The sequence below is a fragment of the Sphingomonas oryzagri genome (genome assembly GCF_029906645.1).
In the GTDB taxonomy this organism is placed as follows: Bacteria; Pseudomonadota; Alphaproteobacteria; order Sphingomonadales; family Sphingomonadaceae; genus Solisphingomonas; species Solisphingomonas oryzagri.
Window position 1 is genome coordinate 1 of record NZ_JARYGZ010000006.1, and the last position, 24,318, is coordinate 24,318.

At 67.3% G+C, this 24,318-nt stretch carries 28 protein-coding genes; 11 read left to right on the forward strand and 17 right to left on the reverse strand.

Annotated features, from left to right (window positions below):
• Positions 1-302: 302 nt before the first annotated feature.
• On the forward strand, positions 303-1,796 hold the full coding sequence (locus tag QGN17_RS20035) for a lipopolysaccharide biosynthesis protein (RefSeq protein ID WP_281046374.1): 1,494 nt from the start codon (positions 303-305) through the stop codon (positions 1,794-1,796).
• Here QGN17_RS20035 and QGN17_RS20040 read toward each other — a convergent pair.
• Positions 1,793-2,221: a CBS domain-containing protein gene (locus tag QGN17_RS20040; RefSeq protein WP_281046375.1), complete on the reverse strand. Its 429-nt coding sequence runs from the start codon at positions 2,219-2,221 to the stop codon at positions 1,793-1,795. The two genes, QGN17_RS20035 and QGN17_RS20040, sit on opposite strands and share 4 nt — an antisense overlap.
• Before the next feature lie 86 nt (positions 2,222-2,307).
• Between QGN17_RS20040 and QGN17_RS20045 the strand changes: the two genes are divergently transcribed.
• On the forward strand, positions 2,308-2,598 hold the full coding sequence (locus QGN17_RS20045) for a hypothetical protein (RefSeq protein WP_281046376.1): 291 nt from the start codon (positions 2,308-2,310) through the stop codon (positions 2,596-2,598).
• 61 nt (positions 2,599-2,659) lie between these two features.
• On the opposite strand, the gene QGN17_RS20050 is transcribed toward QGN17_RS20045, so the two are convergent.
• From QGN17_RS20050 to hisS, 4 genes are all read right to left on the reverse strand, one after another.
• Positions 2,660-3,385, reverse strand: a complete 726-nt coding sequence (locus QGN17_RS20050; protein WP_390902724.1) for a DUF4167 domain-containing protein — start codon at positions 3,383-3,385, stop codon at positions 2,660-2,662.
• Positions 3,386-3,746: 361 nt separating this feature from the next.
• Positions 3,747-4,661 (reverse strand): peptide chain release factor N(5)-glutamine methyltransferase, encoded by a 915-nt coding sequence (gene prmC / locus QGN17_RS20055; protein WP_281046378.1) that lies wholly within the window; start codon positions 4,659-4,661, stop codon positions 3,747-3,749.
• Positions 4,648-5,733: a peptide chain release factor 1 gene (prfA, locus tag QGN17_RS20060; protein ID WP_281046379.1), complete on the reverse strand. Its 1,086-nt coding sequence runs from the start codon at positions 5,731-5,733 to the stop codon at positions 4,648-4,650. Before prfA ends, prmC begins: the two co-directional genes overlap by 14 nt.
• Positions 5,730-7,064, reverse strand: a complete 1,335-nt coding sequence (gene hisS / locus QGN17_RS20065) for a histidine--tRNA ligase (protein ID WP_281046380.1) — start codon at positions 7,062-7,064, stop codon at positions 5,730-5,732. The genes prfA and hisS overlap by 4 nt, the downstream gene beginning before the upstream one ends.
• 106 nt (positions 7,065-7,170) lie before the next feature.
• Here hisS and ppa point away from each other — a divergent pair, with 106 nt between their 5' ends.
• The 3 genes from ppa (at position 7,171) to QGN17_RS20080 (ending at position 10,518) form a co-directional block, all read left to right on the forward strand.
• Positions 7,171-7,740: an inorganic diphosphatase gene (ppa, locus tag QGN17_RS20070; RefSeq protein ID WP_281046381.1), complete on the forward strand. Its 570-nt coding sequence runs from the start codon at positions 7,171-7,173 to the stop codon at positions 7,738-7,740.
• A gap of 89 nt (positions 7,741-7,829) precedes the next feature.
• On the forward strand, positions 7,830-9,773 hold the full coding sequence (locus QGN17_RS20075; RefSeq protein ID WP_281046382.1) for a M61 family metallopeptidase: 1,944 nt from the start codon (positions 7,830-7,832) through the stop codon (positions 9,771-9,773).
• Positions 9,774-9,861: 88 nt separating this feature from the next.
• Positions 9,862-10,518, forward strand: coding sequence for a DUF1345 domain-containing protein (locus QGN17_RS20080; RefSeq protein ID WP_281046383.1), 657 nt, complete (start codon positions 9,862-9,864; stop codon positions 10,516-10,518).
• Here the strand turns inward: QGN17_RS20080 and QGN17_RS20085 are convergent.
• Together QGN17_RS20085 and QGN17_RS20090 are read right to left on the reverse strand one after the other, a co-directional pair.
• The gene (locus QGN17_RS20085; RefSeq protein WP_281046384.1) at positions 10,515-11,438 is read right to left on the reverse strand and encodes a hypothetical protein; all 924 of its coding nucleotides are present in this window, start codon (positions 11,436-11,438) and stop codon (positions 10,515-10,517) included. The two genes, QGN17_RS20080 and QGN17_RS20085, sit on opposite strands and share 4 nt — an antisense overlap.
• Positions 11,439-11,545: 107 nt before the next feature.
• Positions 11,546-12,031 carry a GNAT family N-acetyltransferase gene (locus QGN17_RS20090; RefSeq protein WP_281046385.1) on the reverse strand — a complete coding sequence of 162 codons (486 nt, stop codon included), beginning with the start codon at positions 12,029-12,031 and terminating at the stop codon, positions 11,546-11,548.
• A 234-nt stretch (positions 12,032-12,265) separates the two neighbouring features.
• Between QGN17_RS20090 and QGN17_RS20095 the strand changes: the two genes are divergently transcribed.
• Positions 12,266-13,156, forward strand: coding sequence for an aldo/keto reductase family oxidoreductase (locus QGN17_RS20095; protein WP_281046386.1), 891 nt, complete (start codon positions 12,266-12,268; stop codon positions 13,154-13,156).
• On the opposite strand, the gene QGN17_RS20100 is transcribed toward QGN17_RS20095, so the two are convergent.
• Positions 13,153-13,473, reverse strand: a complete 321-nt coding sequence (locus tag QGN17_RS20100) for a hypothetical protein (protein ID WP_281046388.1) — start codon at positions 13,471-13,473, stop codon at positions 13,153-13,155. The genes QGN17_RS20095 and QGN17_RS20100 overlap by 4 nt on opposite strands.
• On the reverse strand, positions 13,470-14,600 hold the full coding sequence (ispG, locus tag QGN17_RS20105; protein ID WP_022692875.1) for a flavodoxin-dependent (E)-4-hydroxy-3-methylbut-2-enyl-diphosphate synthase: 1,131 nt from the start codon (positions 14,598-14,600) through the stop codon (positions 13,470-13,472). Before ispG ends, QGN17_RS20100 begins: the two co-directional genes overlap by 4 nt.
• Before the next feature lie 215 nt (positions 14,601-14,815).
• On the opposite strand from ispG, the gene QGN17_RS20110 reads away from it, so the two are divergent.
• Together QGN17_RS20110 and QGN17_RS20115 are read left to right on the forward strand one after the other, a co-directional pair.
• Positions 14,816-15,736 carry an isoaspartyl peptidase/L-asparaginase family protein gene (locus QGN17_RS20110; protein ID WP_281046389.1) on the forward strand — a complete coding sequence of 307 codons (921 nt, stop codon included), beginning with the start codon at positions 14,816-14,818 and terminating at the stop codon, positions 15,734-15,736.
• A 50-nt stretch (positions 15,737-15,786) separates the two neighbouring features.
• Entirely contained in the window at positions 15,787-16,677 is an 891-nt protein-coding gene (locus QGN17_RS20115) for a S1/P1 nuclease (RefSeq protein WP_281046390.1), read from the forward strand.
• Positions 16,678-16,834: 157 nt separating this feature from the next.
• Here the strand turns inward: QGN17_RS20115 and pal are convergent, their stop codons facing one another.
• The 7 genes from pal to QGN17_RS20150 all read right to left on the reverse strand — a co-directional run bounded on the left by pal (position 16,835) and on the right by QGN17_RS20150 (position 22,149).
• On the reverse strand, positions 16,835-17,371 hold the full coding sequence (pal, locus tag QGN17_RS20120; RefSeq protein ID WP_281046391.1) for a peptidoglycan-associated lipoprotein Pal: 537 nt from the start codon (positions 17,369-17,371) through the stop codon (positions 16,835-16,837).
• A gap of 96 nt (positions 17,372-17,467) precedes the next feature.
• A complete protein-coding gene (tolB, locus tag QGN17_RS20125) occupies positions 17,468-18,811 on the reverse strand; it encodes a Tol-Pal system beta propeller repeat protein TolB (RefSeq protein WP_390902725.1) in 1,344 nt (447 codons plus the stop codon).
• A gap of 31 nt (positions 18,812-18,842) precedes the next feature.
• On the reverse strand, positions 18,843-19,787 hold the full coding sequence (locus QGN17_RS20130; protein ID WP_281046393.1) for a cell envelope biogenesis protein TolA: 945 nt from the start codon (positions 19,785-19,787) through the stop codon (positions 18,843-18,845).
• A gap of 3 nt (positions 19,788-19,790) precedes the next feature.
• Positions 19,791-20,237, reverse strand: a complete 447-nt coding sequence (locus QGN17_RS20135; RefSeq protein WP_390902722.1) for an ExbD/TolR family protein — start codon at positions 20,235-20,237, stop codon at positions 19,791-19,793.
• Entirely contained in the window at positions 20,238-20,927 is a 690-nt protein-coding gene (tolQ, locus tag QGN17_RS20140; RefSeq protein WP_281046395.1) for a protein TolQ, read from the reverse strand.
• On the reverse strand, positions 20,924-21,391 hold the full coding sequence (locus QGN17_RS20145; protein ID WP_281046396.1) for a YbgC/FadM family acyl-CoA thioesterase: 468 nt from the start codon (positions 21,389-21,391) through the stop codon (positions 20,924-20,926). The genes tolQ and QGN17_RS20145 overlap by 4 nt, the downstream gene beginning before the upstream one ends.
• A 50-nt stretch (positions 21,392-21,441) precedes the next feature.
• Positions 21,442-22,149: a M24 family metallopeptidase gene (locus QGN17_RS20150; protein ID WP_281046397.1), complete on the reverse strand. Its 708-nt coding sequence runs from the start codon at positions 22,147-22,149 to the stop codon at positions 21,442-21,444.
• Between the two features lie 95 nt (positions 22,150-22,244).
• On the opposite strand from QGN17_RS20150, the gene QGN17_RS20155 reads away from it, so the two are divergent.
• From QGN17_RS20155 to QGN17_RS20165, 3 genes are read left to right on the forward strand one after another with little or no spacing between them, the layout of a single operon-like run.
• Positions 22,245-22,673 carry a hypothetical protein gene (locus tag QGN17_RS20155; protein WP_281046398.1) on the forward strand — a complete coding sequence of 143 codons (429 nt, stop codon included), beginning with the start codon at positions 22,245-22,247 and terminating at the stop codon, positions 22,671-22,673.
• Complete coding sequence (locus QGN17_RS20160) at positions 22,666-22,872, forward strand: helix-turn-helix transcriptional regulator (protein WP_281046399.1); 207 nt, start codon at positions 22,666-22,668, stop codon at positions 22,870-22,872. The genes QGN17_RS20155 and QGN17_RS20160 overlap by 8 nt, the downstream gene beginning before the upstream one ends.
• Positions 22,873-22,882: 10 nt before the next feature.
• The gene (locus QGN17_RS20165; RefSeq protein WP_281046400.1) at positions 22,883-23,179 is read left to right on the forward strand and encodes a hypothetical protein; all 297 of its coding nucleotides are present in this window, start codon (positions 22,883-22,885) and stop codon (positions 23,177-23,179) included.
• An 87-nt stretch (positions 23,180-23,266) separates the two neighbouring features.
• Here the strand turns inward: QGN17_RS20165 and ruvB are convergent, their stop codons facing one another.
• Positions 23,267-24,301, reverse strand: coding sequence for a Holliday junction branch migration DNA helicase RuvB (ruvB, locus tag QGN17_RS20170; protein WP_281046401.1), 1,035 nt, complete (start codon positions 24,299-24,301; stop codon positions 23,267-23,269).
• Positions 24,302-24,318 lie beyond the last annotated feature (17 nt).

A 24,318-nucleotide genomic window follows, 5' to 3' on the forward strand; every position in this document is an offset into this window, starting at 1 on the left:
CTACACGCCGAGCCGCCGCCCGCATGTCCCTTCATCCAACCAACAATGAGAAAGATCAAACCGCTGCGCCGACAACCTCTTGTCCCTCCCTTTCGGTCGGGGCAGTGTGGCTGCCGATGTAGCGGTGAACCGCGTTTCGCTGTTGGCGAAGCGCCGTTGACGAGGGGCTATCTATGGGCGGTCGCTCCCCCCGTCAACCGCGTTTTGCAATTTTGTTGCGCTTTTATCGAAAGTGCCCGGAAACCGGGCTTTCTTAACCCCTGCGCGGGCATAGACCCACCATGCAGAGCGTGGAGAATCGGGTGTCGGCGATTCGTGAAGGGCAGGAATCGGCGGAATCGGGCGGCGAAATGACCGCGCGAATCCGCAGCGCGGTCATTTGGCGGTCGGGCAGCCAGATGATCGGCCAGCTTGTCATGTGGGGATCGACCTTCCTGGTCCTGCGCCTGCTGACGCCAGGCGACTATGGCCTGTTCGCGATGACCCAGGTGGTGATCGGCCTCGCGCAACTCCTCAATGGCTACAGCTTCGCATCTTCACTGGTGCAGGCCGAACAGCTCGACACGCGCCGGGCCAGCCAGGTGTTCGGCATGCTCATCATGATGAACTTCGGCATGGCGGCCGTACAGTTCCTGATGGCCCCGCTCGCCGCAGCCTATTTCCACCAGCCGGCACTGACCCTGATGCTGCGGGTCCAGTGCCTGCTGCACCTGACAACACCCTTCATCGTCGTGCCGCAGGCGCTGCTCAGCCGGAACATCGATTTCCGTACGCAGGCACGCGCCAACCTCGCCGCCGCATTGTCGGGCGCGATCGCGGGGCCGGTCTGTGCACTTGCCGGGTTCGGCGTGTGGACTCTGGTCATCGCGCCGATCGTGATGTTCTGGACGCGCGCGATCCTGCTGCAGACGCTCGGCCACTGGTGGATCCGCCCGCGCTTCGCGCTCGCGGGAGCCGGTGCGATGTTCGGCTATGGCGGCATGGTATTGGTGAGTGACGTGCTGTGGTTCGTGCAGAACCAGGCCGATACCTTCATCGCGGGCCGCCGTTTCGACGCCCACATGCTCGGCCTCTATTCGGAGGGACTGTTCCTCACCCAGCTGTTCATCAACAAGTTCGTGCCGGCGCTGAACGAGGTCGCCTTCCCGGCCTATGCGCGGATGCAGTCGGATCGCAGCTCCGTCGCCTGGAGCTTCGCCAAGGCGCTCTCGATCATCATGGTCGCGGCGATGCCCTGCTTCATCGGGCTGGCGGCGACCGCCGAGCCGCTGGTGCTGACGGTGATGGGGCCGAAATGGGCGGAGGCGGTGCCACTGGTGCGGCTGCTCGCCTTCGCGATGCCGTTCACGACGCTCCATGTCCTCTACCCGCCCGCCACCAACGCGCTGGGCAAGCCCAAGATCGCGGCGATCACCTCGGCGGCGGGCGCGGCGGTGCTGCCGGTCGCCTTCGCGGTCGGCGTCGGCTACGGGCCGATCGGCATGGCGGCGGCGTGGGTGGTGTCGATGCCGCTGCTGGTGCTGCTCTCCTCCAGCCTGTCGCTCCCGGTGCTGGGGCTGAGCTGGGCGCGGCTCGGCCAGGCGGTTCTGCCGCCGCTCGCCGCCGCGCTGGCGATGGGCGCGGTTGTGACCGGGATCGATCACCTGCTCCCACCGATGGCCGCGCCTCTGCGGCTGGCGAGCCTCGTACCGGTGGGCGTCGTTGCCTATGCCGGCTTCGTCCTGCTCTTCGCGCGCGATATCGTGCGTCAGGCGCTGGCGATGGTGCGCGGCCGGGGCAAGCCGGCCGCCGCCTAATTGCCGGCGATGTAGAGGCGCATCGCCTCGGCATCGGCCTCGATGCGATCGATGCGCAGCTTCACCAGATCGCCGATCGAGACGAGGCCGACCACCGCGCCGCCCTCCACCACCGGCAGATGGCGGATGCGCCGCTTCGTCATCAGCGCCAGTGCCGACATGATCGGGGTGCTTTTCTCGACGGTCAGCGCCGGCGAGGTCATCACCTCGGACACGCGGCGATCGAGCGCCGCCGGCCCTTCCTGCGCCAGCCGGTAGATCACGTCACGTTCGGAGAAGATCCCCTCCACCCGCCCGCCGGCGATCACCGGCACCGCGCCGATGCGCCGGTCGGCCAGCAGTTTCACAACTTCCCCGACGCGCTGATCGGGGCCGACGGAGATGATCTCCGCACCCTTGTTCTGGAGTATCGCCGCGATCGTCATGCCGGCTCCTCTCATTCTCGTTGGCGAAGCCGGCCCTTTGCGCCGGCCCGGTTGATCATCCCACTTTCGCGGTCCAATGGAAAGCCATGCCGCGCCACGATCCCGCCCCGCGTTCGTCGATCGCCAACCCGCACGCCTGGGCGCGTTTCCGCACGATCATGCGCTGGATGACGCTGCTGGGAATCGCCTGCGTGATCGGCGCGCTGGCCTATCTGCGGGACGGCGGCACCCCGATGACGGCGCAGGTCGTGATCGCCACCGCGCTCGGCGTGTTCCTGACGGTGCTGGTCGGCACCGGGTTGATGAGCCTGATCTTCCTGTCGCACGGCAGCGGCCATGACGAGCAGGTGGACGACCCCTTCGACGAGCGGCGCTGAACGACGAAAGGGCGCCGCCCCATTGGAGCGACGCCCTCTCGTTCAGATCCGGCGATACCGATCAGGCGGCAACGTCGGCTTCCGATGCGGTGCGACGGGTGCGGCGCTTGCGCGGCGCAGGCTCGGCGGCCTCGTCCTCGGCCTGGCCATTCGCCGCATCCCCGGCAGACGCCGAGAAGGACGGCGGCAGGCGATCGACCTCGATCCGCTGCGGTGCTTCGGCCGAGTCTTCCGCCTTCACCTTGCGGGGGCGGCCACGGCGCGGCTTGGGCGCGTCTTCCTCGGCAGCGACAGGAGCGGGAGCGACCTCGGCAGCCGGCGCCTGCTCCACCGGCGCAGCGGCGACCGGCTCGCGATAGTCGCGGCGCTCACGGCGATTGCCGCGATCTTCCCGATCGTCACGACGGTTGCCGCGATCCTCGCGATCGCCACGGTCACGGCGGAACTGGCGATCCTGCTGCTCGGGCTGGTGCTCGCGCGCTTCGGTCTCGGCGCCGTCGTCGGTGCCTTCGCCCTCATCGCCCTCGCCGTCGAAGTCTTCGTTGTCGAAGCGCTGACGACGCTGCTGCTGATGCTGGTTCTGATCCTCGAAGCGCGACCGGGATTCCGCCAGCACACGGAAATAATGATCCGCGAACTGGTGATAATATTCGGTCATCACCCGGTCGCCCTGGGTCTGGGCGTCACGCGCGAGATTCTTGTATTTCTCAAGGAGCTGGGCGGCATTGCCACGCGCCCGGTTGTCGATCCGGTTACCCCTGTCGCCACCGTTGTTGGGGCCCCGCATCTGCTGCGGACCGCCGCCACCACGGCCACGGCGACGGCCGTTCTGCCGATTGTTGATCAACGTCTGAGAGTCCTCGTTCTTGTGGCCTTGAAAGTCACCACTCCTGCCGGTGCAATTCCGGCGTCATCATCCGGGCCATCCCGGCGATTCCTGCGTCCGATCCATGGCCGGCGCCAGCGACAGGACACACCCCGAGAGGCGCGCCCGATCCGCGTCGCCACCCCCGCCCAGCGGGAGCAACAGGCCATCGGTTTCGGCATGGGGCTACAGCGTTGGAAACTCGCGTTCCGATGCTGAATGGCCCCCGTTCCTGATCGCTATGTAGTGCGCCCAAACGGCAAAACCAAGTCAAATATGCGTCTTATCGCCGCGTTGCCACGATACAGCGATCGAGGCCGGCAAGGTCGTGGCGGATTTGCACCACCAGCCCTTGCGACGCGATTAACGAGGCGACGGCCGCGCCTTGCGTCGCGCCGATCTCGATGCAGGCAACGCCGCCGGGCGCTAGCTGGGCGGGCAGCAGCGGGGCTATCGCGCGATAATCGTCGAGGCCGTCCGCGCCGGCGAAGAGAGCCGAATGCGGCTCATGCTCGATCACGTCGCGGGCGAGCGGCTCGGCGGTGCCGATATAGGGCGGGTTGCAGAGGATCAGATCGAACGCCTCGCCTGTGCCGGACCAGTCGCCTTCGATGATTTGGGCGCGGCCGGCCATACCCAGCGCCTCGGCATTGGCCTGAGCAATGGCGAGCGCCTGGGGCGAGCGGTCGATGCCGACGCCGGTAGCCTCGGGCCACTCGGCCAGCGCGGCGAGCAGCAGCGCGCCGGAGCCGGTACCGAGATCGAGGATGCGTTTCGGCCCGGATGAACCGGCGAAGTGAGCGACGGCCACCTCGATCAGCGTCTCACTGTCGGGGCGCGGGATGAGGACTCCGGGGGCCACCTTCAGCCGGATCGTCCAGAAATCGCGATGCCCGAGGATGTAGGCGATGGGTTCGCCGGACATGCGGCGCTCCAACAGGACTTCAAACGATCCGTTCGCACTGAGCGTAGTCGAAGTGCGGGCAGCGGGCGCCGCGCTTGCAGCCTGTCCTTCGACTACGCTCAGGACGAACGGGGGGATGGGCTGGCCCAGACCCGCAAGGATCATCGCTTCCCGCGTCACCCCCAGCGCCTCCGCCATCAGCAGCTCGGCATCGAGCCTCGGTGTCTCGGAGGTTTCGGCCAAGCGCGTAGCCGCCGCCCGGATCGCCGCCCCGATGGTCTCAGGCGGCGACATCGTCCAGCGCGGCGAGCCTTCCCGCCTCGTCCTCGGCGATCAGCGCGCCGATCAGCTCGTCCATCTGGCCCTGCAGGATCTCCGGCAGGCGGTGGAGCGTCAGGTTGATCCGATGATCGGTCACGCGACCCTGCGGGAAATTGTAGGTGCGGATGCGCTCGGAGCGGTCGCCCGATCCCACCATCGCCTTGCGCGATCCCGCCCGCTCGTTCGCCAGCCGCTCGCGCTCGCGCTCGTAGAGCCGCGCGCGCAGCACCTTTAGCGCCTTGGCCTTGTTCTTGTGCTGGCTCTTCTCGTCCTGCTGGATCACGACGAGGCCGCTCGGGATATGGACGATCCGCACCGCGCTGTCGGTGGTGTTGACCGACTGGCCGCCCGGCCCCGACGAGCGATAGATGTCGATGCGCAGATCCCTGGCCTCATCGATCTTCACATCCACCTCCTCCGCCTCGGGCAGGACGGCGACGGTGGCGGCGGAGGTGTGGATGCGCCCGCCGCTCTCGGTGACGGGCACGCGCTGGACGCGGTGGACGCCGCTCTCGAACTTGAGCCGCGCGAACACGCCCTGGCCGGTGACGGAAGCGACGACCTCCTTGTAGCCACCCATCTCGGCGGCATTGGCGGACATCAATTCGACCCGCCAGCCCTGCGTATCGGCATAGCGCTGGTACATCCGGAACAGGTCACCCGCGAACAAAGCCGCCTCGTCGCCGCCGGTGCCGGCGCGGATTTCGAGGATGGCGGAGCGCTCGTCGGCGGCATCCTTGGGCAGCAGCGAGATGGCGAGGTGGCGCTCGGCGGCAGGCAAGCGATCCTTGATCGCCTCGATCTCTTCGGCCGCCATCGCGCGGATCTCGGGATCGGGATCCTCGCCCATGCCGGTGAGCACCGCGAGCTCGGCGCGCAGCCGCCGCACCTCGGCCGCCGCACGCGCGACCGGCTCGATCTCGGCATAATCCTTGGAGAGCTGGACGAACTGCTCGGGCGGCAGATCGGCGCGCGCCATCGACGCCTGCAGCTCATCGCGCCGGCCCTCGATCTGGGCAATGCGTTCGGCGGAGATGGAGGTCATGCGGCGCCCGGTCCGCCTTTGAGTATTTCCGCGATATACTGAGCCCCGGTCGACGAAGCGCTGCCAGTCGGGATTTGCCAAAGCAGCGACAGAGGCATCGATCCAATGGATTCGATAGAGGCTGTTGCCTGCTGACCCTCCACCAGATTGCGAACGATGATCTTGCCCTCGGACAGCTCGTTATCGCCGAGAATGAGCGCGTAGGTCGCACCAGAAGCGGATGCCTTCGCCATCCGCTTCTTCATATTGCCCTTGAAGGCCATGTCGGTTGCGACGCCGCTGCGACGCAGCTTCGCAACGAGGCCAAGCGCAACCGCCTCGGCCGCTTCGCCCATCGGGACCATGACGGCTTCGATCGCCTCAGCCGCCGGCTCTTCCAGCAGCATCCCCAGCCGCTCGATGCCGGCCGCCCAGCCGACCGCCGGCGTATGCGGGCCACCGAGCGTCTCGATCAGCCCGTCATAGCGGCCGCCGCCCAGCACCGTGCCCTGCGCGCCGAGCCGGTCGGTCACGAACTCGAAGGCGGTGTGGCGGTAATAATCGAGGCCGCGCACCAGCCGCGCGTTGCGCGTCCACGCCACGCCCGCCGCGTCCAGCCCCTTGGTCACCGCCTCGAAGAAGGCGCCCGCCTCGGAAGACATATGATCGTCGATCCCCGGCGCGGCGTCCGCGATCGGGCGGTCCCTCGGGTCCTTCGAATCGAGGATGCGCAGCGGGTTCTTGTCGAGGCGCGTCTGGCTATCCTCGGAAAGATCGCCGCGATGCCCCTCGAAATGGGCCACCAGCGCCTGCCGCCACGCATCGCGCGTTTCGGAATCGCCCAGCGTGTTGAGCTGGAGCGTCACGCCGTCCGCGATGCCCAGTTCCTTCAGAAGCTGGTCGGCGAGCACCAGCAGCTCGACGTCCGCCGCCGGCTCCGCCGCGCCGATCACCTCGGCGTCGATCTGGTGGAACTGGCGGTAGCGCCCCTTCTGCGGCCGCTCGTAGCGGAACACCGGGCCGTGCGTCGCGAGCTTGAGCGGCGCGAACTGCTGCCAGCCCTCGGTCAGATAGGCGCGGCACAGGCCGGCGGTGAATTCCGGGCGCAGCGTCAGCGAATCCCCGCCGCGATCCTCGAACGTATACATCTCCTTGGAGACGACGTCGGTGGTCTCGCCGATCGAGCGGGCGAAGACGGCAGTCGCCTCGAAGATCGGGATCTGGACCTGCTGGAAGCCGTAAAGACGGCGCACCCGCTCGAACGCTTCGACGACCGCATGATGTCGCCGCGCGGACTCCCCGAAAAGATCCTGCGTTCCTCGGATGGGCTTGGGGGTTTCAGGGCGTGCCATGGGGGCGGCCTCCTAACCTAATTCCTTCAAACGGAAAATATCATTCGCAATTGCACAATAAGACGCTTGTGGATGACATATCCGAACCGCTATTCGCGGCCACGCTATGAACATCGATCTCATCCCCGTCGGGGCCAATCCGCCGCACGAGCTCAACGTCATCATCGAGGTGCCGGTGGGCGGCGAGCCGGTGAAGTACGAGTTCGACAAGAAGTCGGGCGCGCTCTTCGTCGATCGCATCCTGCACACGCCGATGCGCTACCCGGCGAACTACGGCTTCGTGCCGCACACCCTCTCGCCGGACGGCGATCCGCTCGACGCGCTGGTGATCGCGCGCTCGCCCTTCGTACCCGGCTCGGTGGTGCGCGTCCGCCCGATCGCGGTGCTGCGGCTGGAGGATGAGGCCGGCGGCGACGAGAAGCTGATCACCGTGCCCGACGAGAAGACCTTCCCTTACTATAACGACGTCGGCGAGAAGGGCGATCTGCCTGAGATCATCATGCAGCAGATCGAGCATTTCTTCACCCACTACAAGGATCTGGAAGCCAAGAAGTGGGTGCGCATCGGCACCTGGGGCGACGCCGAGGAAGCGCGCCAGGTGATCGTCGAGGCTATCGAACTCGCCAAGAGGAAGAAGGCCGAGACCGGCACCGACGCCGGCGCGAAGGCGCTCTGAAATATTTGAAATAAAATTGCGCGCTCTGGACGATCGTATCGGAGCGCGCAAAAAGGCTGACTTCGTTCTGTAGCGGAGTCGTCGCTTTCATGTTTTCCCTGTCCCGCCTCGCGCTGGGCGTGGCGCCCCTGGCGCTGATCGCCGGTGCCGCGCACGCCGGCCCGCAGCCCGCCGGCAACAGCCTGCCCCAACCGGTCACCATCACCGACACGATCCCGGCGCCGCAGGACACGCCCTATCCGGGCGGCACGATCCAGCTCGCGGTCGATGCGACCGACGTGACGCGCGGCATCTTCTCGGTGAAGGAAGTGATCCCGGTCGCGCAGGGCGGCAAGCTCACCCTGCTCTTCCCGAAATGGCTGCCCGGCAACCACAGCGCGACCGGCCAGATCAGCAAGATCGCCGGGATCGCCTTCAGCGTCGACGGCAAGACCATCCCCTGGGTGCGCGACACGGTGGACGTCTACGCCTTCCATCTCGATCTGCCGGCCGATGCGAAGGCGGTGACCGCCACCTTCCAGTATCTGTCGCCGACCAAGTCCGATCAGGGCCGCGTCGTCGCCACGCCCGACATGCTGAGCCTGCAATGGGATTGCGTGGCCTTTTACCCGGCCGGCTATTTCGTTCGCCAGATCCCATTCTCCGCGAGCGTGCAATATCCCAAGGGCTGGAAGTCGGCGACGGCGCTGGCGCCGGGCCTGTCCGGCGACACCGTCACCTATCCGACGGTCGATTTCGAGACGCTGGTCGATTCACCGACCATCGCCGGCCGCAACATGGTGAGCCACGATCTCGCCCCCGGCGTGAAGCTCGACATCGCGGCCGACCGGCCCGACCAGCTGGTCGCCACGCCCGAGCAGCTCGCCCCGCACAGGAAGCTGGTCGAACAGGCGATCAAGCTGTTCGGCGCGCAGCATTACGACCATTACGATTTCCTCTTCACCCTCTCCGACAATCTCGGCGGCGAGGGGCTGGAGCATCATCGCTCGTCGGAAGACGGCACCGGCGCCGATTATTTCACCGACTGGGCCAACCAGGCGCCTGATCGCAATCTGCTGGCGCACGAGTTCACCCACAGCTGGGACGGCAAGTTCCGCCGCCCGGCGGACCTCTGGACGCCGGATTACCGCACTCCGATGCAGGACACGCTGCTCTGGGTCTATGAGGGACAGACGCAGTTCTGGGGCTACGTGCTCCAGGCGCGATCGGGCCTCGGCACCAAGCAGGAAATCCTCGATTCGCTGGCGGCGACCGCGGCCTACTACCAGAACAGCCCGGCCAAGGACTGGCGCTCGGTCGAGGACACCACCAACGATCCGATCATCGCGCAGCGCCGGCCGAAGGGCTGGACGAGCTTCCAGTGGTCGGAGGATTATTACGAGGCCGGCAAGCTGGTGTGGCTCGATGCGGATCAGCTGATCCGCGAGAAGACCGGCGGCAAGAAGTCGCTCGACGATTTCGCCCGCGCCTTCTTCGGCGTGCGTGATCGCGACTGGGGCGTGCTGACCTACAGGTTCCAGGACGTGGTCGATACGCTCAACAAGGTGATGCCCTATGACTGGGCCACCTTCCTCAACGAGCGGATCAACCAGCCGGGCGCCAAGTTCCCGCTCGATTGGATCACGCGCGGCGGGTACAAGCTGGTGTATCAGGACACACCGACGAGCTGGTGGAAGCAGCGCGAGAAAGGTCGCAAGATCGTCGATCTGAGCTACTCGATCGGCCTCACGATCAGCAGCGGCGACAGCAAGGGCGCGATCAGCGGCGTATTCTGGGGCAGTCCCGCTTTCGACGCGGGCGTGACGGTCGGCTCCAAGCTGCTCGCGGTCAACGGCCGCGACTATGACAAGGATCTGCTCACCAGCGCGATCACCGCCGCCAAGGCCGATGGCAAGCCGATCCACCTTCTGATCAAGCAGGCCGACCAGTATCGCGACGTCGCGATCACCTGGCGCGGCGGCCTGCGCTATCCGACGCTGGAGAAGGTCGGCAAGGGCGAGACCGGACTGGACAAGCTGCTCGCGCCGAAGTGACGATACCCGTCAGCCCTTCCCGTTCGCGCGGGAAGGGCTGACGAAGAATTCACGAGACGGCGGGGCGGCCGGCGCTATGCTCGCCGACATGGCTCTCTCGCTCCATCTCGGCCGGCGCATCGCGCCACCGCGCTTCATCGCCTTCGTGCTCATCCTGGTCGCGGGGCTGCCGATCCTCCAGCCGCTGCTGGGCTGGCGACAGGGCGCGATGGCAGCGTTCGACGTCGCGGCGATGATCTTCCTCGTCTCGCTCTGGCCGCTGCTCACCACGCCGCACGCTAAGGAAATGCGCATCCATGCCGAGCGCAACGACGCCAATCGCGCGGTGCTGCTGGCGATCACCGGCGCGGTCATGCTGGTGGTGCTGGTCGCGGTCGGATCGGAACTGATCGAGAAGGACGCGCCCAAGCCGCTGGCGATCGCGCTGATCATCGTCACTCTGGTGCTGAGCTGGCTGTTCTCGAACATCGTCTATGCGCTGCACTACGCCCACATGTTCTACAGCCAGGAGGCCGGCGACGAAGGCTGCGAGGATACCGGCGGGCTCGATTTTCCGAGTACGAAGGAGCCCAATTACTGGGACTTCGTCTATTTCAGCCTGACGCTCGGCATGACCTTCCAGACATCCGACGTCGAGATGACGACGACGCCGGTGCGCATCGTCGCCACCTTCCACTGCTTCGCCGCCTTCATCTTCAACCTCGGCGTGCTGGCCTTCACGATCAACACGCTGGGCGGCGGCTAGGCCCTCAGCAAACGGACCTGCTCGGTCGAACGGCGGCGATATTCGTCGGTCGAATAACGATGCGTGCCGACGAAATGGAGGAAGCGGGCGTCCGGATTCGGCGCCTCGTTCCAGTAATTGAGGTAGCGGCGATAGGGCAGCGGCCGCATCCCCGGCTCGTTGGCGAGCAGGAAGCTGGAGGCGACCTGCTCGGTGCCCCACTCGGTCCAGCGCTGCTTGCCGACCAGGTCCTCGCCGGCCAGCGAGAAGGCCTCCGCCTCCGGGCGCCCCGAAGGCCCGCCCCGCGCGAAGCCGGTGAAGCCCGAGCAGCCGCGTACGTAGCGATAAGCGGCGGCGTCGGGATAGGCGGCAAAGCTGGTCTCGATCGCGGTCTGGATATGGAGGCGCCCCGCCGGCGCGCCTTGCGGATAGCGATGCGCCACGAACTCCGGCAGCGGCAGCGCGCCGACACCGTCCGTCTCGGGATCGCCGAGCAGGGTGAAGCTGTGATTGCCTTCGATCGCCGCCAGCACCTCGGGCACGTCGCCCACCGTCACCGTGTCCGAATCGAGCTGGATCACGAAATCGTCGGCGCGCAGATCAAGCAACGTCAGCAGCCGCTCCCAGGTGCCGCCCTGCGGGCAGCGGCCGGTATCGACATCGCGGATCGAGCGGATCTCGGGATCGCCCAGGTGATGCGCCAACACCGCCTTGTCGGCCTGCGTGAGCGATCCGTCGTCAAGGATCGCGATCCGGCCGATCCTGAGCCGCGCGTGCAGCGACTTCACCGCGACCAGATAGGGCAGCAGCACCCGCGTGCCGATCATCGAGAAGATCACCACCCGGTCGGCCGTCGGCACGATCGGCGGCGTCGCCAGCACCGCGCGTGCGGCGCGCAGGTGCAGCGTTTCGCGGCCCTTGCGGAAGATGCGGTCGATCATCACCCCTTGCGTCCCAATCCGTTCGTGTCGAGCGAAGTCGAGACACGTTGCGCCCGCGTCCCTCGACCACGCTCGGGACGAACGGGAGAGAACTTAACCGGCGGCGGTCACTTCCCCGTTAACGCGAGCCGCTCGATCCCCTCGCCTTCGATCCGCCACGGCTGCCAGCCCTCGTTGCGTTTCGCGCCGATCCGCTCGTAGAATTTCATCGCTTCGGTGTTCCAGTCGAGCACCGCCCAGTCCATCCTCGCGCAGCCTCGCGCCAGCGCCTCCTCGGCGAGCGCGACCATCAGCGCGCGTGCCACGCCCGATTTGCGCTCGCTCGGATCGACGAACAGATCTTCCAGATAGAGACCCGGTCGCCCCGTCCAGGTCGAGTAATTGAGGAACCAGAGCGCCAGACCCACCGCTCGTCCGTCGCGCTCGGCGATATGGGCATGGACCTGCGCGCCTCCCCCGAACAGGTTCTCGGTGAGCATCGCCTCGGTGGCGATCACGGCGTCCGGCTCCCGCTCGAAATCGGCGAGCGCGCGCACCATGCGCAGGATATCGGCCTCGTCGCCGGGCGCGGCGGCACGGATGGCGAGGCTCATCGGGCGGCCGCCGGTGAAATTGACAACATTGACAGCTGTGAGAGCAAAAAACGAACTCCTGAGTGCCGTTCGATCGCCACCCGATCGATCAGACGAGACCCTGACAGGCGCAATCCTACAAGGGAAGGCCCCGCATCACTGTCCGCTCAACCGTACAGCCCGTGCGAATTTGATCGGATTATCGCGCGCCAGAACCGCCACTATCTTGGCGCCACCCCATCAAGGAGACCTCTCATGTCCCATCCCGACGTGACGCGCGCCGGCACCTTCCGGCTCGGTGATCGCACTGTGAACCGCCTCGGCTACGGCGCGATGCAGCTTGCCGGCCCCGGCGTGTTCGGCCCGCCCAGGGATCATGACGCGGCGATCGCCGTGCTGCGCGCGGCGGTGGAGAGCGGCATCGACCATATCGACACCAGCGATTTCTACGGCCCGCACGTCACCAACAGGCTGATCAGGGAAGCGCTGCATCCCTACCGCGACGGCCTGACGATCGTCACCAAGGTCGGCGCCAAGCGCGGAGAGGATGCGTCGTGGAACCCGGCCCAGTCGCCCGCCGAGCTGGAAAGCGCGGTGCACGATAACCTGCGCAATCTCGGCCTCGACGTGCTCGACGTGGTCAACTTCCGCGCCATGGGCGATCCCGAGGGCCATGGCCCGGCGGAAGGAACGATCGCCCCGCAGTTCGAGGCTCTGGCGAAGCTGCGCGAGCAGGGGCTGATCCGCCACCTCGGCGTCAGCACGATCACCCCGACCCAGCTTGCCGAGGCGCGCGGCATCGCGCCGGTGGTGTGCGTGCAGAACCTCTACAACCTCGCCCACCGCGAGGATGAGGCGATGATCGACGATCTGGCGAAGGACGGCATCGCCTACGTGCCCTATTTCCCGCTCGGCGGGTTCAGCCCACTCCAGTCCGATGCGCTGTCCGCGGTGGCGGAGCGGCTGGGGGCGAAGCCGATGCAGGTGGCACTCGCCTGGCTGCTCCACCGCGCGCCCAACATCCTGCTGATCCCCGGCACCTCGTCGGTCGGCCATTTGCGCGAGAATATCGCGGCGGGCGGGCTGGAGCTTCCGGTCGACGCGCTGGCGGAGCTGGACGGTATCGGCGCGAAGACGGTGGCCTAAGGCACCTGCGAAATCGCGCCGATCGTCCCGTAGAAACCGGCATGGCGGAGCGTCTTCACGATATCCGCCATGCAGTCGTAGGAGATCTCGCCGCCCGCCTTGCCGATGAGGTGCAGCGCGATCCCCTTGTCGGGCAGGGCCGCGACCAGCGCGTCCTGCCCGGCCTCTGTCGCGATGTCGCCGGTGTCGACACCGTTGACCTGCGGCACGCAGCCCTTGTGGGTCGCGTCGTGGCCGACGAAGATCGTCTGGTGGCGACGCACCTCGGGCGCCTCCGGTCCGACCGCCACCAGCCCCAGCAACAGGCCGGCGATCACTCCGCCGCGACCGCCTGTTCCGCTGCCGCCTTGTGCGCTTCCAACTCGGCCGCCTTGGCCTCGACCAGCTTGACGACGTGATCGACCATATCCTCGTCGGCGATCGTGTGATCGGTGACGCCGGAGAGATAGATCATGTGCTTGCCGTTACCGCCGCCGGTGACGCCGATGTCGGTCTCGCGCGCCTCGCCGGGGCCATTGACGACGCAGCCCAGCACCGAAAGCGAGAGCGGGGTCGAGATGTGCTTCAGCCGCTCCTCCAGCTTCTCGACGGTGCGGATCACGTCGAAGCCCTGCCGCGCGCAGGACGGGCAGGAGACGACGCGCACGCCCCGCGTGCGGATGCCGAGCGACTTCAGGATCTCGTAGCCGACGCGCACCTCTTCCTCCGGCTCGGCCGAGAGCGAGACGCGGATCGTGTCGCCGATCCCGTACCAGAGCAGCGAGCCCATGCCGATCGCCGACTTCACCGTGCCGCCGATCAGGCCGCCGGCCTCGGTGATGCCGAGGTGCAGCGGGCAATCGACCGCTTCGGAAAGCTGCTGGTAGGCGGCGACGGCGAGGAACACGTCGGACGCCTTCACCGCGACCTTATATTCGTGGAAATCGGCGTCCTGCAGCAGCTTGATGTGATCGAGCGCGGATTCGACCAGCGCCTCCGGGCACGGCTCGCCGTACTTTTCGAGGAGATCCTTCTCGAGCGACCCGGCGTTGACGCCGATGCGGATCGCGCAATTGTTGGCCTTGGCGGCGTTCACCACCTCCTGCACGCGGGCGGCGGAGCCGATGTTGCCGGGGTTGATGCGCAGGCAGGCGGCGCCGGCATCGGCGGCTTCGAGCGCACGCTTGTAGTGGAAATGGATATCCGCGACGATCGGCACGCGCGCGGCGCGGACGATCTGCTTGAGCGCCGCCGTCGATTCCTCGTCGGGGCAGGACACGCGGATGATGTCGGCGCCGGCCTCCTCGCAGCGGCGGATCTGGTCGATCGTCGCCTTCACGTCGGTGGTCAGCGTGTTGGTCATGGTCTGGACGGTGACGGGGGCGTCCCCGCCGACGGGAACGTTGCCGACCATGATCTGGCGGCTCTGGCGCCGATGGATATCGCGCCACGGACGAACGGACATACTCAAGCCTTCGCGGTTGCTTCGCCTGCCTCTATAGGCGCTCGATGTGGCAAAAGTAAGCGCTCCGGAGGCTTACCTTTTGCTCATGGGACGATCCATCCCGCCGTCATTGCGAGCGAAGCGAGGCAATCCACGGCCACCAGCGCGGCGTCGATGGATTGCTTCGTCGCTGCGCTCCTCGCAATGACGGCGGGATTGCGAATGGGAGAGTGCGAGTGGGCTGGACCCTGATGATCCATGGCGGCGCGGGCTCGATGCAACGCGGCCAGTTGAGCGAGGCGGACGAGCAAGCGGGCCGCGCGGGGCTGTCGGCGGCACTGGAGGCGGGCGGCGCGGTGCTGCGCGATGGCGGCTCCGCCCTCGATGCGGTGGAAGCGGCGGTGAAGGTGCTGGAGGATGATCCCGCCTTCAACGCGGGGCGCGGATCGGTCTTCACCTGGGACGGCCGGATCGAGTGCGACGCTGCGATCATGGACGGCAGCGACCGCAATGCCGGCGCGGTGGCGGGCGTCACCGCGACCCGCCACCCGGTCAGCCTCGCCCGCGAGGTGATGGCGAACAGCGCGCACGTGCTGCTCTCCGCCGCGGGGGCCGACGCCTTCTCGAAGGAGCACGGGCTGGAGCAGGCGGCGCAGGACTGGTTCGCCATCCCCGAACGTCGCCGCCAGCTCGACGAGATGAAGGCGCGGCCCGAAGGCGCGTTCGATTCGGGGATGAAATATGGCACGGTCGGCGCGGTGGCGGTGGACGAGGCCGGCCATGTCGCCGCCGCCACCTCGACCGGCGGGCTCACCGCCAAGCGCTGGGGCCGGATCGGCGATTCGCCGCTGATCGGCGCCGGCACCTATGCCGACGATCGCGCCGCCGCGATCAGCTGCACCGGATCGGGCGAGCATTTCATTCGTCTCGGCCTCGCTCACGAACTGTGCGCACGACTGCGGCTGTGCGGCGACGAGCTGTCGATCGTCGAGCAGGACCTGATCGCCGAGCTGGGCCGGATCGGCGGCAAGGGCGGCTTCATCGCCGTCACCCCGCAGGGTGAGGCGCGCTGGGCGTTCAACACGCCGGGCATGTATCGCGGCCGGATCGGCCACGACCGAGCCGCGCAGGTGGCGATCTTCGGAGACGAGGGCTGATATGTCGGTTCGGCAATGCTTCTGACGCGCCTTCGCGCTAGGGCGCGCGCATGATTCGCATCCGCCTGTTGCTCGCCGCGCTTGCCGCGCTGTTCCTCTCCGCCTCACCCGCCGCCGCCTGGTGGGAATATGGCCACCAGACGGTCGCCGCGATCGCCTGGCTGGAGGTGACGCCGCAGACCCGTGCGGGGATCGACCGGCTGCTGCGCCAGTCGAAGCTGCTCGACACGCCGACCTGCCCCGCCCGCACCATCGAGGACGCGTCGGTGTGGCCCGATTGCGTGAAGACGCTCGGCGACCGGTTCAGCTATGCCTACAACTGGCATTTCGTCGATATCGACGTGTGCAAGCCGTTTGATCCGAAGGGGCCGTGCGCGGGCGGCAATTGCGTGATCAGCCAGATCGAGCGCAACCAGCGGCTGCTCGCCAACCCCAAGCTCAACCCGCGCGAGCGGCTGATGGCGCTGATCTTCCTCGTCCATTTCGTCGGCGATCTGCACCAACCGCTCCACGCCTCGGAACGCGACGGCGATCAGGGCGGCAACCGGCTCAAGGTCCATTACGGCGCGATGCCGCATACCAATCTGCATTCGGTGTGGGACGGGCTGCTCGCCGATCGCGCGATCTCGACGCCGCCGGGTGGTGCGAAGGGGCTGCTCTCCGGCACGACGCGCGAGAGCCGCGCGCTGATGGCGCAGGGCAGCGTGACGGATTGGGCGAAGGAAAGTTGGACCGTCGCGCACGACGTCGTCTACCCGACCGCGACTCACGCCCCGGCCTGCCCGGCGACGTCGCCCGCCGATGCGGGGCTGGACGAGGCGGACATCCAGAAGCTGGTGCCGGTGTTGCGCGAGCAGGTGCTGAAGGGCGGGGTCAGGCTGGCGAAGATGCTCGACGACGCCTTCGCCGGGCGCGTGAACCTGAAGCCAAGGTACAAATAGAAAGTCCTCCCCATCACTAGATGGGGAGGGGGACCACCCGCAGGGTGGTGGAGGGGTAGGCGCAGCGCACGAAAAGAAAAGACCGCCGTCTCGCGACGGCGGCCCCTCCACCAGCCTACGGCGGGTCCCCCTCCCCGTCTCGGGGAGGTATTGAGTGTTACTGCGGCACCACCGTCACGGCGCGGCGGTTCTGCGCCCAGGCGCTCTCGTCCGAACCCATCGCGACCGGACGCTCCTTGCCGTAGCTGATCGTGCTCATGCGATCGGGCGACACGCCCGCGCTGGCGAGGAAGTTCTTGGCCGCCGTCGCACGGCGATCACCGAGCGCGAGATTGTATTCGCGGGTGCCGCGCTCATCGCAATGGCCCTCGATCGTGACGCGCACGTTCGGGTGCGCGACCAGCCACTTGGCCTGCGCGGTGAGGATGCCCTGCGCCTCGGAATCGACGTCCGAATGATCGGTGTCGAAGTGGACGGTGTCGGTGCCGACCTGCTGGAGGAAGTCCGCACGCGAGCCGGGCACGATGCCGGTGCCGACCGGGCCGGTCGACGCGCCATTGTCACCGGCGGGGCCGGCGGGGCCCGGAGGCGGCGGCAGCTCGGCCGGCTTCTTCTTGGCGCAACCGGCCAGCGCGATCATCGCGGCGACGGTCACTATGGTTGCCGTCCGGGCGGCAGTTCTGGTCTTGATCATGTCGTCTCCTCTTTTCCTCAACGGCTGCCCCCGTCGTCCTTCATTACAGGCTGGTAATGTTAACCAGTCCGAGTCAACCCCCGAGCGCAAAATTCGTTACGGCAGCAACGGCGACCATGCCGGATCGGATCCGTCGAGCGGCGTCGGAATCCGCCTCTCGTTGGTGCCGGTCAGGTCCACAGACCACAGATCCGCCTTGCCGGATCCCTGGCCGGTACGGAAGAACATGATCACGCGGCCGTTGGGGGACCAGCTTGGCCCCTCGTCCTGCCAACCATGGGTCAGGATCTTCTCGCCGCTGCCGTCGGGCGCCATCACGCCGACGTCGAAGCCGCCGCCGATCTTGGTGAAGGCGATCAGATCGCCGCGCGGGCTCCACACCGGGGTGGCGTGGCGGCCGGCGCCGAAGCTGATGCGGTGCTGGTTGGATCCGTCCGCATTCATCACGTAAATCTGCTGCCCGCCCGAGCGATCGCTCTCGAACACGATCTTGCTGCCGTCGGGCGAATAGCAGGGTGCGGTGTTGATGCCGGGCGCGTTGGTGAGTCGCGTCGGAGACCCGCCGTTCGCCGACACGCGATAGATCTGCGTGTTGCCGCCGACCGACATCGAATAGACGATCGAACGCCCGTCCGGCGAGAAACGCGGCGAGAGCGTCATGTTCGGAGCATCGACCACCAGCTTCTGCGAACCGGAACCGATATTGTAGGTGTAGATGCGCGGGCGGTTGCCCGTGTAGCTCATGTAGACGATTTCCTGCTGGTTCGGCGAGTAACGCGGGGTCAGCACGATCGTCTGGCCGTTGGTCAGGAAATGATGGTTGGCACCGTCCTGATCCATGATGGCGAGGCGCTTGATACGGCGGTTCTTCGGGCCGCTTTCCGACACATAGACCACGCGGCTGTCGAAATAGGGGCCTTCACCGGTCAGGCGCGTGTAGACGGTATCGGCGCATTTGTGCGCGCCGCGCCGCCAGTCGGCGGGCTTCAGCACGAAGCCCTGCCGGGTCAGCTCCTGCTTCTGGTAGACGTCGTAGAGGTAGCAGCCGACGGTGACGGTGCCGTCGCCGTTCGCCTGCACGAAGCCCTGCACCAGCGCCGAGGCGCCGGTCGTCGTCCAGTAATCATATTCGGGTGCGGTCACCTGCGGGTAGCTCACCGGATGGGAGGCCGAGACCGGCTTGAACAGGCCCGAACCCTGCAGATCGTTGGTGACGATCTGCGCGACCTGCTGGCCGAGTGCCGCGGTATCGCCCGCAGCGGTGTGGACGGCCGCCGGCGTCGGCATCGCGGGAATCGCGATCGGCATCGGCTGCGACAGGCCGCCGTTGATGTCGACGACGAGACGCTGGCCGGGCTGCGGGCCAGCACCGGGGGCAGCCTGCGTCGCGGGCACCTGCGCCGAAACGGCGGTAGATGCCAACAGGGCGACTGCGCCCATCATCAGCCGGGCTTTCATCAACACTCCCTCCTCACTGCATCTGGTCCGGGCGGAACCGGAAATCGAAATCGCTCCAGCCGCCGTCGTAAAGTTCGGGCGGCAAGCCGGTGATCGGCGAGCATCGGCGCACGGCGCGCACCGCCGCGTCCGCCATCTGGCGCGCATAAGCGGAATTAGACCCGTTAACCCCGCTCTGCGCGCCCGGCGTGACGCTCGCGACCGAGCCGTCCTTGTTCATGCGGATTGAAAGCAGAGTCACGATCTGCCCGCTGTCCGCGCCGCCGGCGGGCGGATTGTAGCAGGGCTTCACCTTGGCGGCGATCAGCGCGATCAGCCCGCTCATCGACTGGGCCGAGATCGCCGCGGCGCGCGGCGCGCTGGCCTTGCCGGGCGCCTTGCTGGGCGACAGGCCCTTCAGGAAATCGGCGCCGAGCCGGGATCCCTTGGGCTTGGCGTTGCCCGGCTTGTCCTGCGGCAGATCCTTCAGGAAGTCCGACGACAGGCCGGATTTCTTCTCCGGCTTGGCGGGTGCGGGCTTGGCCTTTGCGGGCGCGGGCTTCGCCTGCTGCTTCTCCGGCTTGGCCTTGTCCGGCTTGGCCGGCGTCGGCTTGGGCACCGGCTTCGGTTCGGGTTTGGGTTCCGGCTTGGGCTGAGGCTTCGGCGGAGCGGGCGTCGGCCTGGGCGGCACCGGCTTGGGCTGCGGCTTCGGCTCGGGCACCGGCTCGGCCTTGGGCGGCGGCGGGTTGCTGTCCTCCGGCGCGCCCTTCTCCGGCGCAACCGACGGGGCCGGCGCCTCCTGGCTGACCTTGGGCGCGGCGGACGTCAGGCCCACCTTGTCGACGAACTGCACATCCATCGGATCGGACAGCTGCGACTTGGGGATCTTCGCCAGCGACAGGCTGAGCGACAGCAGCACCAGCAGGGCGACATGCCCCGCCAGCGCGACGCCGAGACCAATCCGTTCGGCGCGTTCCATCGCTTACTCGCGCTCCCCCTGCGCGGTGGAGACGATCGAGATCTTGTTGAGGCCGGCGCGGTTCAGCTCGCCCATCACCTGCATCACCTTCTCGAACTGCAGCGTGCGATCGGCGCGCAGGAACACCTGCTGCGGCTCGGGCGCGCCCGCCGACTGTTCGGCGATGGTCTGCAGCCGCTGGGGCAGCTCGGCGTCGGAGACGAGATCGTCGTCGACATAGACCTGGCCCGCCGGATCGATGCTGATCTGGGTCGGCTTCTTGGGCTGCTCCAGCGCCTTGGCCCGGCTGTCCGGCAGATTGATCGGCACGCCGGTCATGAGGAGCGGCGCGGTGATCATGAAGATGATCAGCAGCACCAGCATCACGTCGACCAGCGGCGTAACGTTGATCTCCGCCATCGGCGTGCGCCGGCCGCCATGGCCGCGCCGGGGGCCTACACCCATCGCCACTTATTCGGACTCCAGCTCGCGCGAGAGGGTGGCGTGGAAGCCGTCCGCGAAGCGGTGGAGCCGCGCCTCCAGCGTGTTGATGCCGTGGCTCAGGCGGTTGTACGCGATGACCGCCGGGATGGCCGCGAACAGGCCCAGCGCGGTGGCGAACAACGCCTCCGCGATGCCCGGCGCGACCACGCCGAGCGAGGTGTTCTGCTGCGCCGCGATCGAGGTGAAGCTGCGCATGATGCCCCACACCGTGCCGAACAGGCCGACGAACGGCCCGACCGAACCGATCGTCGCGAGGATGTTGAGCCGGTCCGACAGGCGATCGACCTCGGCCGCGATGGTCGCCGCCATCATCGTGGTCAGGCGCTCGCGCGTGCCCTCACGGTCGATCTTCTTGCCCGAGGTGGAACGGCGCCATTCGGTGACGCCCGCGCCCAGCACCTTGGCCGACGGCAGATCGCTGTTGCGGTTCGCCGTGTAGAAATTGTCGATATCCTCGGCCGCCCAGAAATCCTTCTCGAACTTGGCGGAACGGCGCGCGATGCTCTTCAGTCGGCCGCCGTGGCCGATGATGATCGCCCAGGTCCACACCGAGGCGGCCAGCAGGCCGACCATCACGATCTTCACGACAATGTCGGCCTGGAGGAAGAGGGCGAGCGGCGACATGGTCGCGGCGTCGGTCGCCAGATGTGCATTCATACGGTTTCTTCTTCCCCTTGCAGGCGGCGAAACGCTTCGAGCCAAGGTTGCGGCTGCCGCCTCGGCTTCCCCTCGGGCGAGAGGAAGGCGGCGGTGACATCCGCTTCGGCGACCAACACCCCGCCCCGCATGACTCGTTGCTGAATGACGCAGGAAACGGCCTTCGTATCCATCACCCGCGAAACAATCAGCAGATCGTCGTCAAGCCTGGCCGGCGCGCGGTAGCGAATGGCGAGGTTGGTGATCGCATACACCCCCTCGCCGCTCTCGAACGCGCCGCGCTGGTCGATCCCGGCGGCGCGCAGCATGTCGGACCGGGCGCGCTCCATGAAGCGCAGGTAATTGGCGTGGTAGACGACGCCGGACAGATCGGTGTCCTCGAAATAGACACGGCACGGGAAGCGGTGCTCGCTGCCCACGAAGCGCCCGCTCCTCGGCCGATCCTCGGTTTCGTCGTTAACCATGACAGCGCGGGCAATAACGGTTCGTCGCAGATGCGCCAAGTCCGCGCACGTCACGCGCCATCGAGCAGGCGCTCGTAGAAGCCGCCGAAGCTGCCATCGGGCGCGACGAGATGGATCTCCAGAATCCAGTGCCGGCGGCGGCCGAAGGCGTCCGGCCCGTTCAGCGGCGTCGGGTTTTCGGGGCGGATATGGCCGAGCCTCTTCTCGCCCGGCCAGCGCGCGTGGGGAAATTCGCCGACAAGATGGCCCGCAATCTCGCCACCGAAGCGCCAGCCCGCCGCCTCCGCCGATCGCACGGCAAAATCGTAGAGCTCGGCACCGGTGATCCCCGGATTCGCCGAAGCATGGGCCTTCACCCCCTCGAACTGGATCGGCAGATCCGCGACCAGCCTGTGCTTCAGCGGATCCGGCCCGACCGCATAGCTGCGCCCGACATCGGCCTCCCACGCCTCGAACACCGGGCCGAGATCGAGGAACACCATGTCGTCCTCCCCGATCGTGCGCCCCTTGGGGTTGTCGCCTGCGGTGGCGAGCGTGTTCAGCCCCGCGCGGACGATGCGCTTGTGCCAGTGCTTCTCCACCCCGAAACGATCGGCAGCGAGGCGCAGGATGTCCTGCTCCACCTCGCGCTCGGTGCGGCCGGGCGCGATCAGGCCGAGTTCCTCGATCGCATCGAGCAGGGCGAGTGCCTTGCCCTCGGCGGCGATGAGATCGGCGTGGCGCTGGCGTTCCTCGTCGGCGGTGATGGTGGTTTCCATGCCGGACAAATGAGCGAAGCGCCCGGCCTGCGCAACGCTTGACTCCCGTGTCACCTCAAGGTTACAGGTAACCCATAGGTTACAGGGGAACCGCCATGTCGCAGTCCGACGTCGCCCGCGCGGAATGGATGAGCCGTCGCCGCGCCAATCTCTTCTTCGCGTCCGCCTTCCTGTTCATCGCCATCTCGTGGGCGGATTTCCCGATGCGGGGATCGATCGATTTCACGATCATATGGGTTGCCTGGGCGGCCCTGCTGCTGCTCAACCTGACCGGCGTCGGCGGCTGGCTATGCCCGCCGATCGCCCGCGCCATGGCCGAGGACGAGAGCACGCGCGCGCACCGGGCACGGGCCTTGTCGATCGGGTTCTTCGTCGGCATGGGCGTGGCGCTGGTGATGTCGATCCTCGTCCGTTTCGTCGATGTGAATGCGCGCGAGGTGGCGATGATCGTGGTGACGGCTGGCATATCCTCGGCGCTGATCTCCTTCGCGGCGCAGGAGCGTCTCGCGATGCGCGATGCCTGAAGGCCTCTCCAACAGCCTGAAGGACGCACGCGCCGAACTCGGCTGGACGCAGGCCGAACTGGCCGATCGCGCGGGCGTCAGCCGCAAGACGATCAACACGGTGGAGAATGGCGTGTTCGTCCCCTCGACGATCCTCGCGCTGCGCCTCGCCCGCGTGCTAGGCCGGCCGGTGGAGGCGCTGTTCGCGCTGGAGGATTGAGGAGGGTGCGATGGCCTATCTCGGCCTGTTCTTCGCCGGCATGTTTCTGTGCAACGCGCTGCCGCATCTGCTGAAGGGGCTGCAGGGCGAGGCCTTCTACACGCCCTGGGCACGCCCTCGCGGTGTCGGCAAATCCCCGGCGCTGGAGAATGTGCTGTGGGGGTGCGGCAACCTGCTGGTCGCCACCTTCCTGATCGACCGCATCTTCCTCAAGAACGTGCCGCACGGGATGGTCGCGCTGGCGGCGGGGTTCATCCTCGGCGCGGTGGCGCTGGCGTCGATCTTTGCGAAGCGGAATGCGGCCTGAACCTGTAAAATCCGTTCGTACCGAGCGTAGTCGAGGTACGTGCCCCAAGCGCAGCGTCCCTCGACTACGCTCGGGGCGAACGGCAGTTTAGGTTCCAGTACCGTCGAACAGCCCCTCCTGCGCGCCTGCCGGCATCGGCAGGCCGAGGTGAGTCCACGCCCGCCCTGTCAGGCACCGCCCGCGCGCCGTGCGGGCGAGCAGGCCGAGCTGGATGAGGTAGGGCTCGATCACCTCCTCCACCGTGTCGCGCGGCTCGGAGAGACCGGCGGCGATCGTCTCCACGCCGACCGGGCCGCCGCGATAGATGTCGGCGATCATGTGGAGGTAGCGCCGGTCCATCGCATCGAGGCCGAGGCCATCCACCTCCAGCCGGGTGAGGGCGGCATCGGCGACCTTCTTGTCGACGGTGAGATCGCCCGCCATGTGCGCGAAGTCCCGCACCCGGCGCAGCAGGCGACCGGCGATGCGCGGGGTCCCGCGCGATCGGCGCGCGACCTCGGTGGCACCATCCGCCGCGAGGTCCATCGCCATCAACCGCGCCGCGCGCGAGACGACATGCTCCAGCTCGTCCACCGTGTAGAATTGCAGGCGGATCGGGATGCCGAAGCGATCGCGCAGCGGCGTCGTCAGCAGCCCCTGCCGCGTCGTCGCGCCGACCAGCGTGAAGCGTGGCAGCTCGATCCTGACCGACCGCGCCGACGGCCCCTCGCCGATCATCAGATCGAGCACGCGATCCTCCATCGCCGGATACAGCACCTCCTCGACGGCGGGGGCGAGGCGGTGGATCTCGTCGATGAAGAGGACGTCGCCCTCCTCCAGATTGGTGAGCAGCGCCGCGAGATCGCCCGACTTGGCGATCACCGGGCCGGAGGTGGCGCGGAAACCCACGCCCAGTTCACGCGCGACGATCTGGGCGAGCGTCGTCTTGCCGAGGCCGGGGGGGCCGAAGAACAGCACATGGTCCATCGCCTCGCCGCGCGATTTGGCAGCGCCGATGAACACGCGGAGATTCTCGCGCGCCGCCTTCTGGCCAACGAAGTCGTCGAGCGTCTTCGGGCGCAGCGCGGCGTCGAGATCCTCGGGCTTGCGCTCGGCGGCGATGAGGCGGTCTGGTTCGGCCATCGATGTTCCCTAGCCGT